The sequence below is a fragment of the Novosphingobium sediminicola genome, assembly GCF_014196525.1.
In the GTDB taxonomy this organism is placed as follows: Bacteria; Pseudomonadota; Alphaproteobacteria; order Sphingomonadales; family Sphingomonadaceae; genus Novosphingobium; species Novosphingobium sediminicola.
This window is the reverse complement of record NZ_JACIDX010000013.1, coordinates 47408-70917: the sequence shown is the minus strand read 5'-3', so window position 1 is coordinate 70917 and position 23510 is coordinate 47408. Positions and strand designations below refer to the sequence as shown.

Genomic DNA, 23510 nt, shown 5'->3' with positions numbered 1-23510 from the left:
GGCATAGGCCGCCCCCGCTAAAGCATGCCGCCATGGATGACGCGGCAAAGCCTTGGCACGACAAATATTTCGGCAAATACAAGCGCAAGGCGAAGCTTTTCGCGCGCGCCTGCTGGCATTGGGGCTGGCGGGGAGCGGCCTTGGCCGCCATCGGCGCGATTGGCGCGCTGGGCTTTCAGCCGCTCGGCCTTTGGCCGCTCACCCTGTTCAGCGTTGCCCTGTTGCTGTGGATCGTCGCGCGTCTGCCCCATGCGGGCTGGGCCGCTCTGGCGGGCTGGCTGTGGGGCGTGGGCCATTTTACGCTGGGGCTGAACTGGATCGCCACGGCTTTCACCTATCAGGCCAAGATGCCGCCATGGCTGGGCGGGTTGGCGGTGTTCCTGCTCTCGCTCTATCTGGCGTTGTTTCCGGCCATGGCGATGGCGGGGGGATGGTTCCTGCGTGGAAAAGGCGTCTCGCGGGTGCTGGGCTTTGCCGGATGCTGGATTCTGGCCGAGGCTTTGCGCGGGTTTCTCTTTACCGGTTTCCCTTGGAATCCGCTGGGCGCGGCGCTGCTGGGCGGCGATGCGCGGCCGGGTCTGGCATCGCTGGGGGCGTGGCTGGGCACATATGGCCTGTCGGGGCTGGTGGTGGCCATGGCGGGCGTGGTGGCCGAGGGGCGGATGCTGTGGTTTGCGGGGCAGCGGCGAGGCGGCGGCGCGATGATGGCGGGGCCTTTCGCGGCGGGCCTGCTGGCCATGGCCCTGCCGGGACCGGCCACGCCGCAGGGCCATATCGCCTATACGCTGATCCAGCCCAATATCGCGCAGGAGGATCTGGACGATCCCAATCATTTCGAGGCGCAATATGTCGCCTCGGCCAAATTGTCCGCGCCCAAGACGCCGGGGCAGAAGCGGTTGGTGCTGTGGCCCGAATCGGGGGTGCCCGATTATGTCCGCGATGGCTATCCGGCGTGGTATTATCAGTTCACCTTTGGCGGCGATCCGTGGCTGGCGCGCTGGCGTCTGGCGCGCACGATCGGGGCGGGGGGGCTGCTGCTGACCGGCACGGTCGATCTGGACCTGAAGGGCGTGAATGCCATCGGGGGCCAGAATGTCATTGCCGGGATCGACGATCATGGCCGGATCACGGCCCATTATGCCAAGGCGCATCTGGTGCCTTTTGGCGAATATCTGCCCGCGCGTGACTGGCTGAAACAGATCGGGCTGGAGCGGCTGGTGCCGGGCGATTTCGACTTCAGGCCGGGGCCGGGGCCGGAAACGCTCGATCTGGGGGCGCTGGGCAAGGCGGGGATGCAGATCTGTTATGAGATCATCTTTCCCGGCGCGGTGGTCGACCGGACGCATCGGCCCGATTATATTTTCAACCCCTCCAACGATGGCTGGTTCGGCAGTTGGGGCCCGCCCCAGCATCTGGCGCAGGCCCGTCTGCGCGCGATCGAGGAGGGGCTGCCGGTGCTGCGTTCGACCACCAATGGTGTGAGCGCGGTGGTCGATGGGCATGGTGTGATCCGCCAGAAGGCCCTGCGCGGGCAGGCGGCGCGGCTGGACGGGATGGTGCCGCCGGCGCTGGCGCCCACGCTGTTTGCGCGTTGGGGCAACATGCTTTCGATTGGGATCGGATTAGTTCTTCTTATGCTGGCCGCCCTTGTGTTGCGGCGCACTCGGAGCTAGTAGGGGGCTCGCATAAAGAAACCTTTATATGGCAGGATTTCCATGTCCGATAACGTGCGCAGCGATTACCTCTTCACCTCCGAAAGCGTTTCGGAAGGTCATCCCGACAAGGTGGCGGACCAGATTTCGGACGCTATCGTCGACCTGTTCCTGTCCAAGGACCCCGAGGCGCGCATCGCCTGCGAAACGCTGACCACCACGCAATTGGTGGTGCTGGCCGGTGAAATCCGCTGCAAGGGCGTGTATGAGAATGGCGCATGGGCGCCGGGCGCGCAGGCCGAAATCGAAAAGGCCGTGCGCGATACGGTCAAGCGCATCGGCTATGAACAGGACGGTTTCCACTGGGAAAAGTTGGAATTCATCAACCGCCTGCATGGCCAGTCGGCGCATATCGCGCAGGGCGTGGATGCGGGCGACAATAAGGACGAGGGCGCGGGCGACCAGGGCATTATGTTCGGTTACGCTTGCGATGAAACCCCCGACCTGATGCCCGCCACGCTCTATTACAGCCACAAGATTCTGGAACAGCTTGCCGCTGACCGCCATTCGGGCGCGGCGCCTTTCCTTGAACCCGACGCCAAGAGCCAGGTCACGCTGCGCTATCACCATGGCAAGCCGGTGGGCGCCACCGCCATCGTCGTTTCGACCCAGCACAAGGCGGGCTATGACGAAGGCGCGAAGAAGGCCGAACTGGAAGCCTATGTGAAGCAGGCTGTCGGCGCGATCCTGCCCGAAGGCTTCATTTCGGACGAAACCGTGTGGCACATCAACCCCACCGGCAGCTTTGAAATCGGCGGCCCCGATGGCGACGCTGGCCTGACCGGCCGCAAGATCATCGTGGACACTTACGGCGGCGCGGCCCCGCATGGCGGCGGCGCGTTCAGCGGCAAGGACCCGACCAAGGTTGACCGCTCGGCGGCCTATGTTTCGCGCTATCTGGCCAAGAATGTCGTGGCGGCGGGCCTTGCCTCGCGCGTAACGATCCAGCTTTCCTATGCCATCGGCGTGGCGCGGCCATTGTCGCTCTATGTCGATACCGATGGCACCGGCACCGTGGCTGACGCCGCGCTGGAAGCCGCGATTGCCAAGGTGGCGGAAGAAAAGCTGGGCGGTCTGACGCCGCGCGGCATCCGTCTGGGTCTGGGCCTGAACAAGCCGATCTATGGCCCCAGCGCCGCCTATGGCCACTTTGGCCGCACCCCGGATGGCGACTTCTTCCCGTGGGAACGCGCCGATCTGGCCGATGCGCTGAAGGCCGCTCTGGCCTGAGCCTTGCGCCATTAAGGATTGGAGGCGGCGGTGCATTGCGCATCGCCGCCTTTTTTCGTGTGCGCTCTATTGGATGGCGTGGCTTGACCTGAGTCATGGTAGGTTACTTTTGCAGGAGTATTGTTGCCCCCACGGATGGGACACGGTCCATAGAAAAAAGGGAGACCGAATATGCGCTCTATTCTGGTTTATGCCGACCAAACCGAGGAAACCCCCGCAAGGCTGGAAACCGCGCTGTCGTTGGCGCGCACCACGGGCGGCCATGTCAGCGTGCTGATCGATACGCCGGTGGCCCGCTTTATGGCGATGGATGCGCTGGGCGGCGGCTATCTGGCGGCGGACGCGGTGCGCGAGGCGGTCAAGCGCGACGATGAATTCGCCGAGGAACTGGCCCAGCGGCTGCGCGGCGAGGATGTGCCTTTCGACATCTTGCGCGGCGAGGAGGAGCCGGTCGATGCGATGACCGAGGCTTCGCTGCTGTCCGATGTGATCGTGCTGTCGCGCGGGTGTGAATTTGCCGGGCAATTGGCGGTGGATGGCAAGGCGCCGATTCTGGTCGTTGATCAGGACCGCCCGTTGACCACGCCGGTCAATTGCGTGGCGGTGGCTTGGGATGGTTCGCATGAGGCGGCGGTGGCGCTGCGCGGGGCCTTGCCTTTGTTGCGGCTTGCCGAATCGGTGCATGTGTTGACCGTGGGCGACAAGGCGGGCGTGTTTCCGCCGCTGGACGCGGTGCAATATCTTTCGCGCCATGGCGTGAAGGCGGAAATCGATTCGCTGGTCCGAGTCGGCTCGATCGAGGAAACTCTGGCGGCGGCGGTGGCCCGCTTGCAGGCCGAATTGCTGGTGATGGGGGCCTTTGGCCACAGCCGGTTGCGCGAATTCCTGCTGGGCGGGGTAACGCGCTATTTTCTCGACCTCAAGGAAGGGCCGAGTCTGCTGTTTGCCCATTGATGGCGGGCATCGTTAATATTGGGGGCCGGAGCATGTGGGGGCATGCTTCGGCCTTTGATTTGTCTTGCATACGTATTGCCAAAAAAATGCATCATGATGGGCGATTGGTAACGCGATGATTTACCTAAGGAAATCACTGAAAGTTTGACCGTTGCGTTTCTCGCAATCGGCCATGATGAATGTGCATTTGCTGCAAGGCACCACGATAGGCATAGAGGCGAGGCCTTTCAGGCATCCTCTCCCAAAACTTCCACGGCCCGACCGGCAACGGTTGGGCCTTTTTTTGCGCCATCGCTTTTTGCGGTGCAGCGCGGGGATGCGCGATGCGTCCATGGGGCGTGGAAGTGCAGATTCTCGCCATTTTCTAAGATTGCGCTATTTGCAACAAGCGTCTCAGATTTCGCACTTGCACAAAAGCGCGGCTGGGGTCATAAAGAGCATGCCTTTCAGGCATCCTCTCCCAAACTTCCAAGCCCGGCTTCGGCCGGGTTTTTCTTTGCCCGCGTTGCGCGCAACTGCGGCGGAGCAAATGATTGCGCGCAGATGCTCCGCGCGCAATCAGGTTTCTGTGCAAAGCGCATCGGGTGCGTTAACCCGCAGCCATTCCAGCATCACCTCACGCAAGCCGCTGCGCAAAGCGCCAAGGTCGGCCGGGTTCGCGGCGCTGACCAATAGCTTGAGTTCGACCGAGCCAACGCGCGACTCCGACACCACCAGATCGCCGGTGCGCCGATCCCATGTCTCCATCTCGTCAATCGCGGCGCGAAACGCCTGACGGATGGGATCAATGGCGAAACCGGGGCGAATTGGCAGCACCACCGATCCGGTGATCCCACCCACGCGGGTCCAGTTCTGAAAGGTGGCATCAAGAAATTTGACCGTTGGCACGATCAGCCGCCGCTCGTCGCCGGTACGTATCACGACATAGGACAGGCGGATGTCCTCGACGCGGCCCTGCTCGCCCTCGACCACGACGAAATCACCGATGCGAATCGGTTCGGTCAGCGCGATCTGCAAACCGGCGATCAGCGATTTGAGCGCAGGCTGGGCCGCGGCGCCGACCGCCAGACCCATCAAACCGGCCGAAGCGATCAGCGTCGCGCCAATATGGCGCACCGCCGGCACCCCCAGCAGCATCAGCGACACGGTGATGAAGATGATGACAAAGGCCATCGAGCGCGAAATCAGCGCGATTCGCGTGGTGCGGCTGCGCGCGGTCAATTCATCGCCCGATGTGATCGCGCGGCGGGCCATCAATTCGGCGCCGGTCTTGACCAGCGCATAGAGCACCCAGCCGGTGAGCGCGGGGACGACAAAGCCTTCGATCCCGCTCCACAGCTTGCCGATCAGCTTGTTGCCGCCCGCCGCCGAGGCCATGCCGCCCGCCAGAAAGGCCCAGCGGAAGGCATGATAGAGTTGCGCGGCGGCCACCGCCTCGGCAGGGTTCTCGCTGCGCCGCGCCATGCGCCGCAGGAAAGCAAAGCAGGCCAGATGCAGCACCAGCGCCACGCCCAGCCCGATCCCCAGCACCACGGCGGCGTGAGTCATCCGGCTGGACCAATGCATCACCTCGTCGATCGAGGGCCATTGGTCGGGATCGAGTGCATCGGCGGGCAGCGCCAGCGGCAATTTGCCCTTGGTAAGGTTGGTGATGGTGATCATCAGTGCGCGGCGCCCCAACTGGCCCCCACGCCGATTTCCACGCCCAGCGGCACGGAAATCGCCACGGATGGCCCGGCGGCTTCCTCCATGACGGCGCGGATGACGGCTTTGGCGGCTTCGACATCGCTCTCGGGCAATTCGAACACCAGTTCGTCATGCACCTGCAGCAACATCCGCACATGGGGCAGGCCCGCTTTGGCCAGTGCGGGCTGCATCCGGGCCATGGCGCGCTTGATGATGTCGGCGCAGGTGCCCTGAATCGGGGCGTTGATCGCGGCGCGCTCGCTGCCCTGCCTTTCGGCCTGATTCTTGGAATTGATGCGCGGGAACCAGCATTTGCGGCCAAACAGCGTTTCGGAATAGCCCTTCTCGCGCACGGTGCTGAGCGTCTCGTGAATATAGCGCTGAATGCCGGGGAAGCGGGCGAAATAGGTGTCGATCATCGCCTGCGCCTCCTCGGACGTCACGCCCAGACGCGGTGCGAGGCCCCAGCGCGAGATGCCGTAGAGGATGGCGAAATTGATCGTCTTGGCCCGCCCGCGCGTCTCGCGGTTGACCTCGCCGAACAATTCCTGCGCGGTTGCAGCGTGAATGTCGGCGCCGCTGGCAAAGGCTTCCTTCAAGGCGGGCACATCGGCCATATGGGCTGCAAGGCGCAGCTCGATCTGGCTGTAGTCGGCGGCCATCAGCACATTGCCCGGCTCGGCCACAAAGCAATCGCGGATCTGGCGGCCGATTTCGGTGCGGATCGGAATGTTCTGCAAATTCGGCTCCGTCGAGGAAAGACGGCCCGTCTGTGCCCCAACAAGGCTGTAGCTGGTGTGAACGCGGCCCGTGACCGGGCTGATCGCGGCCTGCAGCGCCTCGGTATAGGTCGAGCGCAATTTGGCGAGCTGGCGCCATTCCAGCACCTTGCGGGCAATCGGTACGCCCTCGGCCTCCAGCTTTTCGAGAACCGACTGATCGGTGGAATACTGGCCCGACTTGCCCTTCTTGCCGCCCTTCAGCCCCATCTGGTCAAACAGGATTTCGCCCAATTGCTTGGGGCTGCCGATGGTGAAGGGATTGCCCGCCAGCGCGTGGATCTCGCCCTCCAGCGCGGCAATCGCCTCGGCAAATTGCTGCGAGAGGCCAGCCAGACGCTCGCGGTCGACTTTGATGCCATAGCGCTCCATCTGGGCCACCACGGGCACCAGCGGGCGATCAACACGCTCATAGATCCGGCTTGCGCCCTCGGCGGAGAGGCGGGGCTTGAGCAGGCGATGCAGGCGCCACGTCACGTCCGCATCCTCGGCGGCATAGTGCGTGGCGCGTTCCAGCGGGACTTCGGCAAAGCTGATCTGCTTCTTGCCGGTGCCGCAAACGTCCTTAAAGGCGATGCAGGTGTGGCCAAGGTGGCGCTGGGCCAGTTCATCCATGCCGTGCCCGCCGCCGATGCCTTCCTCGCTGCGGCCCGCGTCCATGTCAAAGCTGATGACCATCGTGTCGTCGATGGGCGAAACGGTGATGTCGAAACGGGCCATGACATTGAGGTCATATTTGATGTTCTGACCCACCTTCATCACCGCGTCCGATTCGAGCAGCGGCTTCAAGCGGTGCAAAGCCTCGTCGCGATCGATCTGGTCGGGTTTTTCGGCGAACATATCGCTGCCGCGATGCCCCAGAGGGATGTAGCAGGACTGATTCGGTCCGACCGACAGGCTGATGCCCACCAGATCGGCACCAATCGCGTCCAGCGCGCTGGTTTCGGTGTCAAAGGCCACAAGGCGCGCGGCAAAGCCCCGCTCGATCCAGCGGTCCAGTGCTTCAAGGCTCTGCACGCATTCATAGGCGGCAAGGTCGACGGCGGGCATCGCGGCGGTGTCCTGCCGCGCGGCGCCGGTGGCGGGCGTGTTGCCGGCCGTGACGGCTTTGGGCGGATGCAACTGGGTGGCCCGCTCCGGGCTGCCCCGCCCGCCATCAAGGCGCTTGAGCAGGCTGGTAAAGCCATGTTCGCCAAGGAAGGCCGCCAGAGGCTGCGGCGGGATCGCACCCAGCTCGAAGGCGTCCAGAGGCAGGGGGAGGGTGCAATCTTCCTTCAGCGCCACCAGAACCCGGCTCAGACGAGCCATATCGGCATGTTCGATCAGGTTCTCGCGCAGCTTGCTGGGTTTCATCGTAGCCGCGGCCGCCAGCGCATTATCCAGATTGCCATGTTCCTGGATCAGCTTGGTCGCCGTTTTGGGACCAATGCCGCGAATGCCGGGCACATTGTCCACCGCATCGCCCATCAGCGCCAGCACATCGCCCACCAGTTCGGGCGCCACGCCGAATTTCTCGGCCACCTCGGGGAGGAAGATGCGCTGGTTCTTCATCGTGTCGAGCATATCGACTCGCGAACCATCCGGGCCATCGCCAACCAACTGCATCAGATCCTTGTCCGAGGAAACGATGGTGACATCCCACCCCTGCGCCTGCGCGGCGCGGGCATAGGAGGCGATCATATCGTCGGCCTCCAGCCCTGCTTCCTCAATAAGGGGCAGCGAGAAGGCGCGCGTGGCGTCGCGAATCAGGGGAAATTGCGGAACCAGATCCTCGGGCGCGGGCGGGCGGTTCGCTTTATAAGCGGGAAAGATGTCATTACGGAAACTTTTTCCCGATTTATCGAGAATCACCGCAAGGTGAGTCGGCCCATCGGCCTTGTGCAGGTCTTCGGCCAGTTTCCACAGCATCGTGGTATAGCCAAACACCGCGCCAACCGGGGTCCCTGCCGGATTCGTCAGGGGGGGGAGCCGGTGATAAGCGCGGAAAATATAGGCCGATCCATCGACCAGATAGAGATGGGGGCGGCGCGGTGTCGTGTTTTCCATGGATTATCCATAGGGCCAAGGCGGCCCCACGAAAAGGCGCAGGGGGGCCGGATTCGGGGGGAAAATAGGCCGAGCCAACCCGGTTATCCTGATGCAAATGCGATGGGATGCACAGGTAAATGCGACTAGAGCTTGCATCGAATGAACAAGCCGTTTATTTGGCGCGTGAAGTCTACTCCTGCGGTAGGCTTTCCGCACGGCGCGACCACCCCGGTGGACAGTGTCGCGCGTGGTCCACTCGCTGTTCAAGGATACACACATGCGCAAGATCATTCTCGCCGCTGCCGTTGCTGGCGCTGCTCTGTCGCTCGCCGCTTGCTCGAAGACTGAAGAAGCCGCTACCTCGGCTGAATCGGTTGCTTCGGACGCTGCTTCGGTTGCTGACTCGGCTGCTTCGGTTGCTGACTCGGCTGCTTCGGAAGTTGCTTCGGCTGCTTCGTCGAACTAATTCTTCTGCGCGAAAGCGCGAAGTTTTAGAGGTCAGGGCGCGTGGGGTTTCCTGCGCGCCTTTTCCTTTGCCTGAAAAGGGCAGATTCGCTCCGAACAGGGCATAGGCGCCTGTTCGCGCCCCCAAGGGCCGGGACAGGCCATAAAAAAGGCGCCGGGCGATAGATCGCCAGCGCCTTTTTGCTGAAACTGTGTGATGCGCCCTAGCGCGACCCGCCGATCATCGCCAGATCGCTGGCCATCGGTTCGGCCTGATAGCCGTCATAGATCGCACGGGTGATGCTGGCGATCCGCTGATCGCGGCCGGGCTTGCCCCCTTGACCCGTCACATAGATCGCCACGGCAATCGTGCGACCATCGGTGCTGCGGATAAGGCCGACGTCGCTTGACGTGTTCGACAGCGTGCCTGTCTTGTGGCCCACCATCGCATCGCCGGGCAGGGCGGCGCGCATACGGTGAACGCCCGTGCGGCAACGCGCCATCGCGCCCAGCAGCACTTCGCGGCTCTGCGCGCTCAACCACTGGCCCTGATACAGGCCCGCCAGCAGCACGGCCATCGCCTGAGGCGTGGTCGAATCGCGCAGATCGATCTTGCGGGCGGGGTCAACCTCGCCATCGTCGCGCACCATCGTGGCAATATCGCGGTCCAGCCGGATGCCGTTGATTCCATTGCGGCGCAGCCAGCGTGTCACCACCTGCGGCCCGCCCATCGCGGCCAGAAGCGCATCGGTGGCGTGATTGTCGCTGCGGGTGATGGCCAGTTCGATCAATTGTTCGGCCGAAAGCATCGCGCCGGGGCGCACGGGGGCCACGGCGGTCGAGAATCGCGCCGAGGGTACCGGCATCATCAGCGGGAATCGGTCGGACAGCTTGTAGCGGCCCTGATCCACCCCTTCGAGGAAGGTGGCGACCACGGCGATCTTGCCCGTACTGGCCAGCGGGAAGGGCTGATCGCCCATCACCGAGACGCCGCGCCCGGAGGAAAGGTCCACCGCCGCCACGCCGATCCGGCCCTGCGAAGCGCCCGCCAATTGAGCCAGACGTGCTTCGAAGCCGCTGATGCTGGTGGGGTTCTGCCGGGGCAGCAGAGGCGCGGGTTGAGGCGGTCGTGTGACATTGCCGCTGAACACGCGGTCGAAAGCCTGTTCCAGACCATCGACATCGCCTTTGGCCAGCACAGGGGGAGCGGCAATTGCCACGGTGAGCGCCAAAGCGCCGAGAATCGCGTTCTGAGCTTTTAGCATGTTCTGGAAATAGGCCCGTTTAAGCTAATTTCCCGTAAACTCCAATTTCTGTCCAATGTCATCCCGCCTGTCGATGAAGCGCCCCGTGCCTGCGATAGACCTAGGGAACCTCCCTAAACATAAGGAAAAACCCGAGGGGATCGCTCCCCCCGGGTTCCTCATTTTGCCTTGGATAAAGCGTGGACTTAGAAGTCCATGCCACCCATGCCGCCGCCCGGCATTGCGGGCATGGCAGGCTTGTCTTCAGGCTTTTCCACGATACCGGCTTCGGTCGTGATCAGCAGGCCAGCCACCGACGAAGCGTTCTGCAGAGCGGTGCGGACAACCTTGGTCGGGTCGATCACGCCTGCGGCCAGCAGGTTTTCGTAGGTTTCGGTCGCAGCGTTGAAGCCCAGCGTTTCATCGGCCTGATCCAGCAGCTTGCCGGCCACGAGGACGCCATCGACGCCGGCGTTTTCAGCGATCTGCTTGATCGGAGCGGTGATCGCCTTGCGGACGATGTCGATGCCGCGGGTCTGGTCTTCGTTCACGCCCTTCAGGCCTTCAAGAGCCTTGGTGGCATAGAGCAGAGCCGTGCCGCCGCCGGGGACGATGCCTTCTTCGACAGCAGCGCGCGTGGCGTGCAGGGCATCGTCAACGCGATCCTTGCGTTCCTTGACTTCTACTTCGGTCGAACCGCCGACCTTGATGACGGCCACGCCGCCGGCCAGCTTGGCCAGACGTTCCTGCAGCTTTTCGCGGTCATAGTCGCTGGTGGTGACTTCGATCTGCGCCTTGATCTGCTCAACGCGACCCTTGATGTCGTCGGCCGAACCCAGACCGTCGACGATCGTGGTGTTGTCCTTGTCGATCGTGACCTTCTTGGCCTGACCCAGCATGCCGAGCGTGACGGTTTCCAGCTTGATGCCCAGATCTTCCGAGATCATTTCACCGGCGGTCAGCGTGGCGATATCGCCCAGCATGGCCTTGCGGCGGTCGCCGAAGCCGGGAGCCTTGACGGCAGCGATCTTGAGGCCACCGCGCAGCTTGTTGACCACGAGGGTGGCCAGCGCTTCGCCTTCGATGTCTTCGGCGATGATGAGCAGCGGACGGCCCGACTGAACCACGGCTTCGAGGATCGGAAGCAGCGTCTGGAGCGACGAGAGCTTCTTTTCGTGGATCAGGATATAGGGATTATCCAGTTCCACGGTCATCTTTTCGGGGTTGGTCACGAAGTAGGGCGACAGGTAGCCGCGGTCGAACTGCATGCCTTCGACGACATCGAGTTCGAATTCGAGGCCCTTGGCTTCCTCGACGGTGATCACGCCTTCCTTGCCGACCTTTTCCATCGCTTCGGCGATCTTCTGGCCGACTTCGGTGTCGCCATTGGCCGAAATGATGCCGACCTGAGCGATCTGGGCCGAATCAGCCACCGGCTTCGAGCGGGCGGCCAGATCAGCGACCACAGCAGCAGCGGCGGTGTCGATGCCGCGCTTCAGATCCATCGGGTTGATCCCGGCGGCAACGGCCTTGAGGCCTTCGCGCACGATGGCCTGAGCCAGAACCGTGGCGGTGGTGGTGCCGTCACCGGCCTTGTCATTGGCCTTGCTGGCCACTTCGCGCAGCATCTGTGCGCCCAGGTTTTCGAACTTGTCCTTCAGTTCGATTTCCTTGGCGACCGAAACGCCGTCCTTGGTAATGCGCGGGGCGCCGAACGACTTTTCGATGACAACGTTGCGGCCCTTGGGGCCCAGCGTCACCTTGACGGCGTCGGCAAGCGTGTCCACGCCCTTGAGAATGCGTTCGCGAACGTCGCGACCAAATTTCACGTCCTTAGCGGCCATGATATAATCCTTTGAAATGAGATTGTTAAAAGACGCGTATCAACTCAGCCGATGATGCCGAGGATATCGCTTTCCTTCATGATCAGCAGGTCTTCGCCGCCAACCTTGACTTCGGTGCCGGCCCACTTGCCGAACAGCACGCGATCGCCAGCCTTGACTTCCAGCGGGGTCACAACGCCAGCTTCGTTGCGGGCGCCGGTGCCAGCCGAAACGATGATGCCTTCAGCGGGCTTTTCCTTGGCGCTGTCGGGGATGATGATGCCACCGGCGGTCTTTTCTTCGGCTTCGACGCGGCGGACCAGCACGCGATCGTGCAGAGGACGGAACGACATGGGAGTGTTACCTCTCTCAAGTTGAAAATGCTTCTTGGCACTCCCACCCTGAGAGTGCCAACGCGCTGGATATGGGTGCGGGGCCAAGGGGCGTCAAGGCTTGCCCCCAACAAAAAATCGAGCCCGATGAAAAATTCAGCCCCGCGCGTGCAGCAGCCCCAGCGCTTCGCGCCGGTTCCAGCGCCACAGCAGCATCGCGGCCACCACGGCAAGGCCCGTGGCAAGGCCAATCCACACGCCAAACCCGCGCAGCCCCGTGCCCAGACCCAGCATCACCGAAACCCCAAACCCCGGCACCCAATAGCCCAGCAAGGCAATTGCCATCGGCACCTTGGTATCCTGCAATCCGCGCAGCGCTCCCGCCAGAATGACCTGTGTGGCATCGACCAACTGAAATGCGGCGGCCACCACCAGATAGCGCACCGCCAGCGCCACCATCACCGCGCGCTCGGCCGCGTTCACGTCAATATAGGCCGAGAGCAGCAGGCGCGGGGCCAGCACCATCAGCGAGGAGGAGAACAGCGCGATACACAGGCCGATCTGCAACGAGGCCCAGCCCGCGCGCCCCATCGCCGCCCGGTCGCCCGCGCCGTAATGGTATCCCACGCGGATGGTCGCGGCCTGGCCGATGCCCATCGGGATCTGGAACGTGAAGGCGGCGATCTGCAAGGCCACCGTATGCGCGGCCAGTTCCGCCTCGCCAATCCGCCCCATCAGGAAGGCCGCCGCCCCAAACAGGCCCGCCTCGGCCAGCACCTGAAAGAAGATCGGCGCACCAATCGCGGCAATCTCGCGCAGGCGTTGCCAATCAGGCCGCCACAGATGGCCGAACAGATAATGCCGCCGCAGCCGCCGATTGGCGAAAATCGCCCCCGTATAGGCCAGCGCCGTCACGCATCCGGTAATCACGCTGGAAAGTGCCGAACCTTGCAGGCCCAGCGCGGGCATCCCCCAATGGCCGAACACCAGCGCATAATTGCCCGCCGCATTGACCGCGATGGCCAGCGCGGTGATGAAGGTTGCAAACACCGGCCTTCCCAGTGCGGAAACCACCGAGCGCAGCACATTGGCGATCAGCATCGGCACCATCGCCCATTTCAGCACATGCAGAAACCCGCCGGACAGATCGGCCACTTCGCGCGCCTGTCCGGTCAGCAGCAGGATCTCGCGCCCGAAACTGCACAATATCATGGCCAGCGTGCCCGTGCCCACCGCCAGCCACAGGCCCATCCGCGTGGACCGCCGCACCGAACGCACCGCATGATTGCGCGCGCCCAACTCGGCCGCCACCAGCGCCGAGACCGCTCCCGTCAGGCCCGACAGGCTCCACGCCAGCAGGCCGAACAGGCTGACCGAGAGGGAAGAGGCGGCCAGCGGGGTCTGACCCAAGCGCGCGACAAAGATCACGTCAATGGCATAAACCGCCATTTGCAACAGATTGGCCGCCGCCAATGGCACCGCCAGTCGCAGCGTGGCCAGCGCTTCGCTGCGCCAGATTCCCGTGTTCGCCCCCGTCGTCATCACGCGCGGGCATAGGCGTGCTTTGTTGCGGGACAAAGCAATTTCGTGTTGCTGAAAAGAAAAGGGGCGCCCCGGCAGAGCGCCCCTTGCGATCTTATTGGCCCAATTGCTGGCCCGTTCCGCCGCCCAACGATTGGTAGAGCGCGACAGTATCAACCAGCCGCGCCGCGCGGGCCTGAACCCATGTGCTGCGCGCCTCGGCCCTTGCAGCCAGAACCGGGAGCAGGGTGAAAGTGCCCACCGCGCCCAGCTCATACTGGCGGCGGGTAAAGTTCAGACTGTCGGCCGAAGCGCGATTGCCCCGGTCGGCGGCGGCCAGCGCATCGCCATCGGTCTTGATCGCGGTCAGCGCGTTCGAGACATCGGCAAAGGCCTGAAGCGCGGTCGAGCGGTACTGCGCCTGCGCGGCCTCCAGCGCGGCCCTTGCGGCGTGGCTCTGGTGCAGCAGGCTGCCCGCGTGGAAGATCGGCGCCGAAACCCCGCCCAGCAGCGTCCAGAACGGATTGCCGCTGGCGAACATGTCGGCAAATGTGTTGGCCGTGCCGCCATATTGCGCGCTCAGCGTGAAGGAGGGCAGGCGGGCGGCCACCGCGGCTTTCATATCGGCCGAGGCGCCTTCCATGATCGCGGCGGCGCTGCGCACATCGGGGCGATGGGCAACGACCTGCGCGGGCAGGCTCAAGGGCAATTGCGCGGGCAGGGTCAGTTCATCCATGCGCGGCACGGGGGGCAGGGATGAACCCGGCGCCACCCCGATCAGCACCGCGATCTGGGCCTCCTGCGCCTTGCGCGCGCGCTCCAGCCCCGGCAATTGCCCCTCGATCGCGGCCAGCGCGGTTTCCTGCGCCGCCACATCCGAAGCCCCCACCGCGCCGATCTTCTGGCGCAGCTTGATCAGCGCCAGCACATCGCGATAGGCGGTGACCGCATCGCGCGTGGCGTCGATTTCCTCGCCCAGCGCGGCATATTGGATCGCCGACTGGACGAGATTGGCCACAACCATCGAGCGCGCCGCATCGGCCCTTGCAGCCTGCGCCCGCGCCGCCGCCCGCGCCGAACGCACCCGCGCCCGCCCGCCGCCGAACACATCGGGCGACCATGACAGGCTGACCTGCGCGGTGTGGAGCGTGTAGAGCATCACATTCTGATCGGCCAGAACCGGCGCGATCGTGTTGCTGGTCCGCGCGCGACTCGCTTGATAGCCCGCATCGACCTGAGGCAGCAGACCGCCCACCGAGGCGCGGGCCAGTTCCTGCGCCTGACGCAGGGTGGCGTCGGCTGCGGCAATATCGGGATTGGCCTTGAGGCCGCGCTCGACCAGCGCATTGAGCGCATCATTGCCGAATTCGCGCCACCATTGCGCGGGGACCGGGGTCCCCACGGCGATGGTCTGCGCCGGGCCGCCTTCGGGGGCGACCGGGGCGCTGAGCACCGAGGCCGGCGCATTGCCCGCAGGCGTCGGGGGCAAAGGCAGAGCCGGCACCGTTGCTGCCAGCAAAAGGGCGGTCATGTTCATGCCGTTTCTCCCTCATGATGATGGGGCAGATCGCGCTCATCCTTGCCATGGGCCACCGCATATTTGTTGGGCACATGCTTGGAATAGCGCCCGATCAGCAGCGGCAGCACCAGCAGGATCAGCACCGGGGCCAGCGTCATGCCGCCCACCACCACCAGCGCCAGCGGCTTTTGCACCTGAGAGCCGATGCCGGTGGCAACGGCGGCAGGCAGCAGGCCGATGGCCGCTACAAGGCAGGTCATCACCACCGGGCGCAGCGAATTGCGCGTGGTGGTCTTGAGTGCTTCCTCGCGGCTTTGCCCTTCATTGAGCGCGGTGTTGAAATTGTTGACCACCAAAATCCCGTCCATCACCGCAATGCCGAACAAGGCGACAAAACCGATGGCGGCCGAAATCGAGAAGGAGGTCCCCGTCAGCACCAGCGCCAGCACGCCCCCGATGATCGCCATCGGAATGGACGACAAGGCAAGGCAGGCGTCGCGGATATTGCCGAAATTGGCATAGAGCAGGGCAAAGATGATCAGCAGGCTGATCGGCACCACCACTTCAAGCCGCGCCACGGCATTCTTCAGGTTCGACATTTCGCCCGCCCATTCCAGCGTATAGCCGGGCGGCAGCGTGATCTTCTGGGCGATGCGCGATTGTGCCTCGGCCACGGCGCTGCCCAGATCGCGGTCGCGCACGCTGAACTTGATCGGGACATAGCGGGTCTGATGTTCGCGATAGATGAAGCTGGCGCCCGAAACGAGGCGGATGCTGGCCACCTCGGACAGGGGAACCTGCGTCACGCCGCCGGTGGCATTGGGCGTGGCCACGGTGATGTGGCTGATCGTGTCAATGCTGTCGCGCTGCTCAGGGCGGAAACGTACGATGATCGGGAAGTGCCGGTCGGTGTGCGGTTCGTACAATTCACCCGGCGATGCGCCGCCCACGGCTGCCGCCACGGTCTGGTTGATGTCATCGGGGGTCAGGCCATAGCGGCCCGCCTTTTCGCGGTCGACATCGATGCGCACCGTGGGCTGGCCCAGCGACTGGAACACGCCAAGATCGGCAATGCCCTGAATCTTGGACATCTCATCCTTGATCTGATTGGCGATCTTTTGCAGCGTTTCCAGATCAGGCCCGAACAGCTTGACCGAATTGGCGCCCTTCACCCCGCTGGCCGCCTCGGACACATTGTCCTCGATGATCTGCGAGAAGGAGAAATCGACGCCGGGGAAGTGATCGGCCAGATCCTTGCTCATCTGGGCAACGAGCTTGTCCTTGTCCATGCCCGATGGCCATTCCTTCTGCGGCTTCAAAGGCACGAAGAATTCGGCGTTGAAGAAGCCGGTCGGGTCGGTGCCGTCATCGGGTCGGCCCTGCGTCGAAAGCACATTCTGCGTTTCGGGATAGGAGGCGATGCGGCGCCGGATCGCATTGGTGGTGGGCAGGCCCGCCTCCAGCGAGATCGAGGTCGGCAATTCGCCGCGGATGAACAGATTGCCTTCTTCGAGATGCGGCAGGAATTCGACGCCCAGCGTGCGCACGCCCACCATCGCCGCGCCAAACAGCAGCAGCCCGCCGCCCAGCGTCACCACCGGATTTGCCAGCGCAAAGCCGGAGGCCGGTTCGTAAACCCGGCGCAAACGCTGGACGATCCAGGTTTCCACCTCCGACAATTTATCGGGCAGCAGCAGCGCCGACATCACCGGAGCCACGGTAAAGGTGGCGATCAACCCGCCCGCGATGGCATAGGCATAGGTCTTGGCCATCGGGCCGAAGATATGGCCTTCCACGCCCGTCAGGGTGAAGAGCGGCAGGAAGGAGGCGATGATGATCGCGGCGGCAAAGAAGATGCCGCGGCTCACTTCGCTGCTGGCATGCAGGATCGAGCCAAGGCGCGTGGCAAAGGAGAAGTGGCTTTCGCCCCGCTCCACATGTTCGGATCGTTCGACCATATGGCGGAAGATATTTTCCACCATGATGACCGTGGCGTCCACCACAAGGCCAAAGTCGAGCGCGCCCACCGAGAGCAGGTTGGCGCTTTCGCCCTGAAGCGTCAGGATCAGAACCGCAAAGGCCAGCGCGAAGGGAATGGTGGTGGCCACGATGATCGCGCTGCGCAGATTGCCCAGCAGGCCCCATTGCAGCGCAAAGATCAGCGCAATGCCCACCACCAGATTTTCCATCACGGTATGCGTGGTGACATCGATCAGCTTGGACCGGTCATAGTTCGAAACCAGCGTCACGCCCGGAGGCAGGATGCCGCCCGCATTGATCTTCTCGACCTCTTCCTTGACCGCGTTGATCGTGGGCATGGATTGCGAACCGCGACGCATCAGCACGATGCCCTCGACGATATCGTCCTCATTGCCAAGGCCCGCCACGCCAAAGCGCGGCTGGTTGCCCACCTGAACGCTGGCGACATCGCGGATATAGACCGGTACGCCCGCATTGTTGGTGACCAGCGTGTTCTCGATTTGAGCCGGCGACTGGATCAACGCCACGCCGCGCACGATGGCGGCCTGGGGGCCAAAGTTAATCGTCTGCCCGCCGACATTGGCGTCGCCCTTGCCCAGAGCGGCGATCACGGCGGCAACGCTGGTCTGATGCGCGGTCAGCTTGGCCGAATCGACCACCACCTCATAGGCGCGCTCCTTGCCGCCCCAGCCGGTGACGTCGATCACGCCGGGAATGGCCTTGAAGCGGCGTTCCAGAATCCAGTTCTGGAGCGTTTTCATGTCCATCACCGAATAGCCCTTGGGGGCCTTGATGCGATAGCGATAGATTTCGCCGATCGGGCTGGTGGGCGAGAGTTCGGGCACCACGCCGCCGGGCAGGGTGCCCAATTGCGACAGCCGGTTGATCACCTGCTGCTGGGCCTGTTCAAAGGTGAAATCGTAGGTGAACTGCACCTTCACGTCGGACAGGCCGAACAGGCTGATGGTGCGGATCGCCGTCATATGCGGCAGGCCCGCCAGCTGCACCTCGATGGGAATGGTGACGCCGCGTTCCATTTCCTCGGCGCTGGAGCCGGGGGACTGGGTGATGATTTCCACCATCGGCGGAACGGGGTCGGGATAGGCCTCGATGTTCAGGTTGTAAAAGGCAATGCCACCGGCCACCAGCATCCCTGCCAGCAGCCCCATGATCAGCATGCGCGAACGCAGCGCAAAACGGACAAGACTGTTCACGCGCCAAATCCCGCTTCGTTCACAAAGATCGCGCCCGAGGTGACAACCTTTTCGCCGCCCTTGAGGCCCGAAGTCACATCGACCCGGCCATTATGGCTCTCGCCCAGCGTGACATCGACGCAGCGGAAGCGGTTGGGCGAAATCTGGATCCACACGCGCGCATTGTCGCTTTCGCGGATCACGGCCTGCGCGGGAACCGACATCACGGGGCGACCATTGGCGGGGGCGCTGTCCTGATGGCGGATGGTGAAATTGGCGAACATCTGGGGCTTGAGCGCCCCGTCCGGATTGGCGATCGTGGCGCGCACCGGCAGGCGGTGGCTTTGCGGATCAAGCGCGCTGGCGATATTGTCGACCACGGCCTGGAACACGCGCCCCGGAAACGCCGAGACGGTTACATCCACCTGGTCACCCAAATGCACATGGGGCGCATCGCTTTCGGCCAGTTGCGCCACCAGCCATACCCGGCCCGGATTGGCGATGGTCATCACGGGCGTGGTGCCGCCCACCTGAACGAACTGGCCCGGGCTGACCGCGCGGCTGGCGATCACGCCGCCGATGGGGGCGCGGAATGTGGTTTCGGGGTGATAGCCGTTGACGTCATGCGCGCCTTCCAGCTTGGCGATTTCGCCCTGGCTCTTGCCATAGATTTCCAGCTTGTCGCGCGCGGCGCCAAGGGTGGCCTCTGCGCTGCGCAGCGCGGCCTGCGCGGCGACGGCGTCGTTGCGCGCCTGTTCATAATCGCGCAGCGCGCCGCCGGCGGTGCGATAGATCTGTTCCTGACGCTTGAGGTTTTCCTCGGCCAGCTTGGCTGCGGCAAAGGCGCTCGACCGGCTGGCCGCCGCGCCGAACAGCGCATTGCGCGCGTCCACCACATCGCTGGTGCGCAAGGTCAGCAGGGGCTGGCCCTGAACCACCGTGGCGCCCTGCTGGACCATCACCTGCGTGACCTGCCCCGAATAGGGCAGGAAAATCGGCGTGGCGCGGGTTTCATCCACCGCGATCATGCCCGTGGCGGCGGTCTGCAGCCAGCCATCGCCCCCGCCCACGGCTTCCACCTTGAGCGTGGCCAGTTGCGAAGGCGACATTTCGACAATGCCTTCGGGCAGCGGCGCGGGCGCCACCGGCTCTTTATACGTGAAATGGCGATAGGCCAGCACCAGAAGCGCAACCGCCCCCACTGCCAGCACCGCCTTGAGCAAAAGGCCAAGCTGATTCTTGACCGAAAGCGTGCCACCCGCTTGATTATCCGTCACTTTTATTCCTCGCCTGCATCGTGCCGCCAATCCCTATCAGCCCCTAGCACGCCCAGCTCTTCGAGTTTGCTCCAAGCACGGGGGGCGCTGAATTGAGGATGAACGGATATAAATTTTTTATATAAACACAAGAACAACCCCTTAGGCCGCCACCGAAACCGGCCCTACCATCTGATTCTCAAGCTTCTCCCGGTCATTGCCCATTCACTCTTTTGCGCTAGAAAGGTCAATTGGAAGAGATAAGAGCAGAATATGACCGAAGAAGAAAAACGACTGTCTCGCCGTTTTTATAAGGCCGAACAGGAAGCAGGCTTTGTTGAAAAGCATGCAACCCGCACCGCCCAGACCCAAAGCGCAAGCTACAAGCTGGCTTTTCGCGACACCGAATTTCTGCTGCGCGAGGAATTGCGCCCGGTGCGCTTTCAGCTCGAATTGCTGAAAACCGAAATGCTGCTGGACGAGGCCGGGATCGGCTCGACACTGGTATGCTATGGCTCGGCCCGCATTCCGGCGCCTGAAAAGGTCGAGGAGCGCATCGCGGCCGCCACCACGCCCGAGGAAAAGGCGATTGCCGAGCGCCTTGCCGCCAATGCCCGCTATTATGACGAGGCGCGCAAACTGGCCCGTATCGCCAGCCAATGCGCGATTGTCGAAAAGGGCATGCGCCAATTCGTGATCTGTTCGGGCGGCGGCCCCTCGATCATGGAGGCGGCCAATCGCGGCGCATCCGAGGTCGGGGCCGAAACCATCGGGCTCAACATCGTGCTGCCCCATGAACAGGCGCCCAATCCTTATGTCACGCCGCGTCTGGCGTTCCAGTTCCACTATTTCGCGCTGCGCAAGATGCATTTCCTGCTGCGCGCGCGGGCGGTGGCAGTGTTTCCGGGCGGGTTTGGCACGTTCGATGAATTTTTCGAACTGCTAACCCTGATCCAGACCGGCAAGATGAAGCCGATCCCGATCCTGCTGTTCGGCGCCGAATTCTGGAACCGGGTCGTCAATTTCGAGGCTCTGGTCGAGGAAGGCGTGGTCAACCGGCGCGATCTGGAACTGTTCACGCCGGTCGAAACTGCCGAGGACGCTTGGGAGCACATCACCGGCTATTACGGGATCGACTGCTTTCCCAAATTTGCCGAATGATCAGAGTCTGACGGCCTGATGTCCTAGGGGCCCATGGCCCGCGCCGAAGCCCGGCGCGGCCAGCAGGGCGGCATGGACGAAATCGCCCGCGCGTTTGACCGCCTCAGGCAAGGCCATACCTTGGCCCAGCCCGGTGGCAATCGCGCTGGCCAATGTGCAGCCGGTGCCATGGGTGTGGCGGGTGTCGATGCGCTCACTGGTGAAAATATGCTCGCCATTGGGGGAGATCAGGCGGTTTTTGATCACCGCCCCTTCGCCATGGCCGCCTTTTATCAGCAAGGCTTGCGTCTTGGTCCTTACCGCCGCCTCGCCGCCCAGCGCGGCCAGTTCGGGCAGGTTGGGCGTGGTCAGCGCGGCCAGCGCCATCAACCGCCCGAAAGCCGCCACCGTATCGGCATCCGCCAGCAGGCCCCCACTGGTCGCCACCATGACGGGGTCGAACACCACGGGTGCGGCGATCTTTTCCAGCCGGTCGGCTACGATATGCGTGATCGCCGCGCTGCCCAGCATGCCGATCTTCACCGCATCGACGCCGATGTCATCAAGGCAGGCGTCGATCTGGGCCGCCACCATCTCGGGCGAGAGCGGCTCGACCGCAAAGACGCCGCGCGTGTTCTGGGCGGTGATGGCGGTGATCGCGCTCATGCCATAGCCGCCCAGCATGGTGATGGTTTTCAGATCGGCCTGAAGCCCGGCGCCGCCGCTGCAATCCGATCCGGCAATGGTGAGAATCCGAGCAGGCTTCATCCCTTGTAATGCCGCACTGTCGAGGGCGGGTTCTTGGCATGGTGCTTTTTCGCGCGGGTGGGGCGGTCCATCAGTTCGCCGCCGCAATTGGGGCAAAGGTCGTCCAACTCCTCGCTGCATTCCGCGCAAAACGTGCATTCGAACGAGCAGATAAAGGCGCCGGGGGCCTCGGCGGGCAGGTCTTGCCCGCATTTTTCGCAATCGGGGCGCATTTCGAGCATGATGATGGGTTTTCCAAGAAAAAGGTATGAGCAGGGGATCTAGACCCCCTGCACCCCCATTACTGTCATTGTTGCGTCACAGGTTCAACCACAGCGCAACTCTGCCGCGCCGCAGGCTTTTAAACCGCCGCTCCCCGGCAGGCCATGCGCCACCCCATTAAAGGGATTGCAAAGGGTCCAAGACCCTTTGCCCGCCGGAGGCAAACTTACGTTAAACCGCCGCCTTCACCGCCTCGCAAATGGCATCCACCACCTGCTCTACTTCGGCCGCATCATCGCCCTCGGCCATCACGCGGATGACGGGCTCGGTGCCCGAGGGCCGGATCACCAGACGACCGCGCCCGGCCAGTTGCGCCTCGGCGTCCGCGATTACCTTTTGCACGCTTTCGGCCTCCAGCGGCTTGCCGCCTGAGAAGCGCACGTTTTTCAGCAATTGCGGCACGGGATCGAACAGGTGGAGCAATTCGCTCGCTTTCTTGCCCGATTGCACCAGCGCCGAGAGTACCTGAAGCGCGGCCACGGTGCCGTCGCCGGTCGTGCCATGGTCGAGCATGATCATATGGCCCGACTGTTCGCCGCCGACGTTGAATCCGCCTTCCTTCATGCGTTCGAGCACATAACGGTCGCCCACCTTGGTGCGCTCCAGACTCAGGCCCTGCGCGTTCAGATAACGCTCCAGCCCCAGGTTCGACATGACCGTGGCCACCACGCCCCCGCCGCGCAATTCGCCGCGCTGGTGCAATTGCGTGCCGATCAGCGCCATCAACTGGTCGCCATCGACCGTCTGGCCCATTTCATCGACCACGATCAGCCGGTCGGCATCGCCATCGAGCGCAATGCCGATGTCCGCGCCCGAGGCGACCACAGTTTCCTTGATGAGATCAAGATGGGTCGAGCCGCATTTGTCGTTGATATTCTTGCCGTTGGGCGTGACGCCCACCGCGATCACCTCTGCGCCCAATTCCCAGACCGCCGAGGGGGCCACCTGATAGGCCGCGCCATTGGCGCAATCGACCACGATTTTCAGGCCATCAAGGCGGATATTATGCGGCACCGAACCCTTGACCGCGTGGATATAGCGCCCGCGCGCGTCCTCGATGCGCCGCGCCCGCCCGATCTGGGGGCTGTCGGCCAGAGGCAGCGCCTGACCCAGCATCGATTCGATGGCCAGCTCATCCTCGTCCGAGAGCTTGAACCCATCTGGGCCGAACAGCTTGATGCCATTGTCCTCATAGGGGTTGTGGCTGGCCGAGATCATCACGCCAACGTCCGCGCGCAATTCGCGCGTCAGCAGCGCAACGGCGGGCGTCGGCATCGGGCCCAGCAGCACCACATCCATGCCCACGCTGGTGAACCCCGCCACCATCGCGTTTTCCAGCATATAGCCCGAAAGCCGCGTATCCTTGCCGATCACCACGCGATGGCGATGCTTGCCGCGCAGGAAATGCGTGCCTGCGGCCTGACCCACCTTCATCGCGATTTCGGCGGTCATCACCCCGGCATTGGTCCGCCCGCGGATGCCATCGGTGCCGAAAAACTGTCGTCCCATTCGTCTGTCCCCAAACCGATCCGTCTTTTTGCGCATCGCTCATGCTGTTCCGGGCATGGCACGCGCAGCTTGCCTTGCTATGTGACGCGGCGAAGTTAATGTCACGCAAACAATGGTAAGGCGGGCAATGG

The 23510-nt window shown here is 63.4% G+C and carries 17 protein-coding genes; 5 read left to right on the top strand and 12 right to left on the bottom strand.

The genetic code is table 11. From position 1 onward, the window contains the following. Positions 1-32 precede the first annotated feature (32 nt). The 3 genes from lnt to GGR38_RS16340 all read left to right on the top strand — a co-directional run bounded on the left by lnt (position 33) and on the right by GGR38_RS16340 (position 3896). Positions 33-1673: an apolipoprotein N-acyltransferase gene (gene lnt / locus GGR38_RS16350; RefSeq protein ID WP_183627238.1), complete on the top strand. Its 1641-nt coding sequence runs from the start codon at positions 33-35 to the stop codon at positions 1671-1673. 54 nt (positions 1674-1727) lie between these two features. Next, positions 1728-2942 carry a methionine adenosyltransferase gene (gene metK, locus GGR38_RS16345; RefSeq protein WP_343059148.1) on the top strand — a complete coding sequence of 405 codons (1215 nt, stop codon included), beginning with the start codon at positions 1728-1730 and terminating at the stop codon, positions 2940-2942. 171 nt (positions 2943-3113) lie between these two features. Next, complete coding sequence (locus GGR38_RS16340) at positions 3114-3896, top strand: universal stress protein (protein ID WP_183627236.1); 783 nt, start codon at positions 3114-3116, stop codon at positions 3894-3896. Between the two features lie 558 nt (positions 3897-4454). Here the strand turns inward: GGR38_RS16340 and GGR38_RS16335 are convergent. Together GGR38_RS16335 and polA are read right to left on the bottom strand one after the other, a co-directional pair. Next, complete coding sequence (locus tag GGR38_RS16335) at positions 4455-5558, bottom strand: mechanosensitive ion channel family protein (RefSeq protein ID WP_183627235.1); 1104 nt, start codon at positions 5556-5558, stop codon at positions 4455-4457. After that, a complete protein-coding gene (polA, locus tag GGR38_RS16330; RefSeq protein ID WP_183627234.1) occupies positions 5558-8407 on the bottom strand; it encodes a DNA polymerase I in 2850 nt (949 codons plus the stop codon). Before polA ends, GGR38_RS16335 begins: the two co-directional genes overlap by 1 nt. 259 nt (positions 8408-8666) lie before the next feature. On the opposite strand from polA, the gene GGR38_RS16325 reads away from it, so the two are divergent. Next, positions 8667-8855: a hypothetical protein gene (locus GGR38_RS16325; RefSeq protein ID WP_172339604.1), complete on the top strand. Its 189-nt coding sequence runs from the start codon at positions 8667-8669 to the stop codon at positions 8853-8855. Positions 8856-9057: 202 nt separating this feature from the next. Here GGR38_RS16325 and GGR38_RS16320 read toward each other — a convergent pair whose 3' ends face one another. The 7 genes from GGR38_RS16320 to GGR38_RS16290 form a co-directional block, all read right to left on the bottom strand. Beyond that, positions 9058-10053, bottom strand: coding sequence for a serine hydrolase (locus tag GGR38_RS16320; protein ID WP_343059141.1), 996 nt, complete (start codon positions 10051-10053; stop codon positions 9058-9060). A gap of 230 nt (positions 10054-10283) precedes the next feature. Beyond that, positions 10284-11921, bottom strand: a complete 1638-nt coding sequence (groL, locus tag GGR38_RS16315; protein ID WP_183627233.1) for a chaperonin GroEL — start codon at positions 11919-11921, stop codon at positions 10284-10286. Positions 11922-11965: 44 nt separating this feature from the next. After that, a complete protein-coding gene (locus tag GGR38_RS16310) occupies positions 11966-12253 on the bottom strand; it encodes a co-chaperone GroES (RefSeq protein ID WP_172339607.1) in 288 nt (95 codons plus the stop codon). A 135-nt stretch (positions 12254-12388) separates the two neighbouring features. Next, positions 12389-13774 (bottom strand): MATE family efflux transporter, encoded by a 1386-nt coding sequence (locus tag GGR38_RS16305; protein ID WP_183627232.1) that lies wholly within the window; start codon positions 13772-13774, stop codon positions 12389-12391. 94 nt (positions 13775-13868) lie between these two features. After that, complete coding sequence (locus tag GGR38_RS16300; protein WP_183627231.1) at positions 13869-15290, bottom strand: efflux transporter outer membrane subunit; 1422 nt, start codon at positions 15288-15290, stop codon at positions 13869-13871. Beyond that, entirely contained in the window at positions 15287-18466 is a 3180-nt protein-coding gene (locus tag GGR38_RS16295; protein WP_183627230.1) for a CusA/CzcA family heavy metal efflux RND transporter, read from the bottom strand. The genes GGR38_RS16300 and GGR38_RS16295 overlap by 4 nt, the downstream gene beginning before the upstream one ends. Further along, positions 18463-19722, bottom strand: coding sequence for an efflux RND transporter periplasmic adaptor subunit (locus GGR38_RS16290; protein WP_183627229.1), 1260 nt, complete (start codon positions 19720-19722; stop codon positions 18463-18465). Before GGR38_RS16290 ends, GGR38_RS16295 begins: the two co-directional genes overlap by 4 nt. A gap of 252 nt (positions 19723-19974) precedes the next feature. Here GGR38_RS16290 and GGR38_RS16285 point away from each other — a divergent pair, with 252 nt between their 5' ends. Further along, the gene (locus GGR38_RS16285; protein WP_183627228.1) at positions 19975-20862 is read left to right on the top strand and encodes an LOG family protein; all 888 of its coding nucleotides are present in this window, start codon (positions 19975-19977) and stop codon (positions 20860-20862) included. On the opposite strand, the gene thiD is transcribed toward GGR38_RS16285, so the two are convergent. From thiD to glmM, 3 genes are all read right to left on the bottom strand, one after another. Then, entirely contained in the window at positions 20863-21609 is a 747-nt protein-coding gene (thiD, locus tag GGR38_RS16280; protein ID WP_183627227.1) for a bifunctional hydroxymethylpyrimidine kinase/phosphomethylpyrimidine kinase, read from the bottom strand. It abuts the gene before it with no gap. Beyond that, positions 21606-21830, bottom strand: coding sequence for a DUF1272 domain-containing protein (locus tag GGR38_RS16275; protein WP_183627226.1), 225 nt, complete (start codon positions 21828-21830; stop codon positions 21606-21608). Before GGR38_RS16275 ends, thiD begins: the two co-directional genes overlap by 4 nt. Before the next feature lie 211 nt (positions 21831-22041). After that, complete coding sequence (gene glmM, locus GGR38_RS16270; protein ID WP_183627225.1) at positions 22042-23379, bottom strand: phosphoglucosamine mutase; 1338 nt, start codon at positions 23377-23379, stop codon at positions 22042-22044. Positions 23380-23510 lie beyond the last annotated feature (131 nt).

Bases quoted from the DNA above. Each gene is read 5' to 3' on its own strand.
- GGR38_RS16325 (WP_172339604.1), top strand. From the start codon at position 8,667: ATGCGCAAGATCATTCTCGCCGCTGCCGTTGCTGGCGCTGCTCTGTCG.
- GGR38_RS16300 (WP_183627231.1), bottom strand. From the start codon at position 15,290: ATGAACATGACCGCCCTTTTGCTGGCAGCAACGGTGCCGGCTCTGCCT.
- GGR38_RS16340 (WP_183627236.1), top strand. From the start codon at position 3,114: ATGCGCTCTATTCTGGTTTATGCCGACCAAACCGAGGAAACCCCCGCA.
- thiD (WP_183627227.1), bottom strand. From the start codon at position 21,609: ATGAAGCCTGCTCGGATTCTCACCATTGCCGGATCGGATTGCAGCGGC.
- GGR38_RS16305 (WP_183627232.1), bottom strand. From the start codon at position 13,774: ATGACGACGGGGGCGAACACGGGAATCTGGCGCAGCGAAGCGCTGGCC.
- GGR38_RS16275 (WP_183627226.1), bottom strand. From the start codon at position 21,830: ATGCTCGAAATGCGCCCCGATTGCGAAAAATGCGGGCAAGACCTGCCC.
- GGR38_RS16335 (WP_183627235.1), bottom strand. From the start codon at position 5,558: ATGATCACCATCACCAACCTTACCAAGGGCAAATTGCCGCTGGCGCTG.
- GGR38_RS16285 (WP_183627228.1), top strand. From the start codon at position 19,975: ATGACCGAAGAAGAAAAACGACTGTCTCGCCGTTTTTATAAGGCCGAA.
- glmM (WP_183627225.1), bottom strand. From the start codon at position 23,379: ATGGGACGACAGTTTTTCGGCACCGATGGCATCCGCGGGCGGACCAAT.
- GGR38_RS16310 (WP_172339607.1), bottom strand. From the start codon at position 12,253: ATGTCGTTCCGTCCTCTGCACGATCGCGTGCTGGTCCGCCGCGTCGAA.
- lnt (WP_183627238.1), top strand. From the start codon at position 33: ATGGATGACGCGGCAAAGCCTTGGCACGACAAATATTTCGGCAAATAC.
- groL (WP_183627233.1), bottom strand. From the start codon at position 11,921: ATGGCCGCTAAGGACGTGAAATTTGGTCGCGACGTTCGCGAACGCATT.
- polA (WP_183627234.1), bottom strand. From the start codon at position 8,407: ATGGAAAACACGACACCGCGCCGCCCCCATCTCTATCTGGTCGATGGA.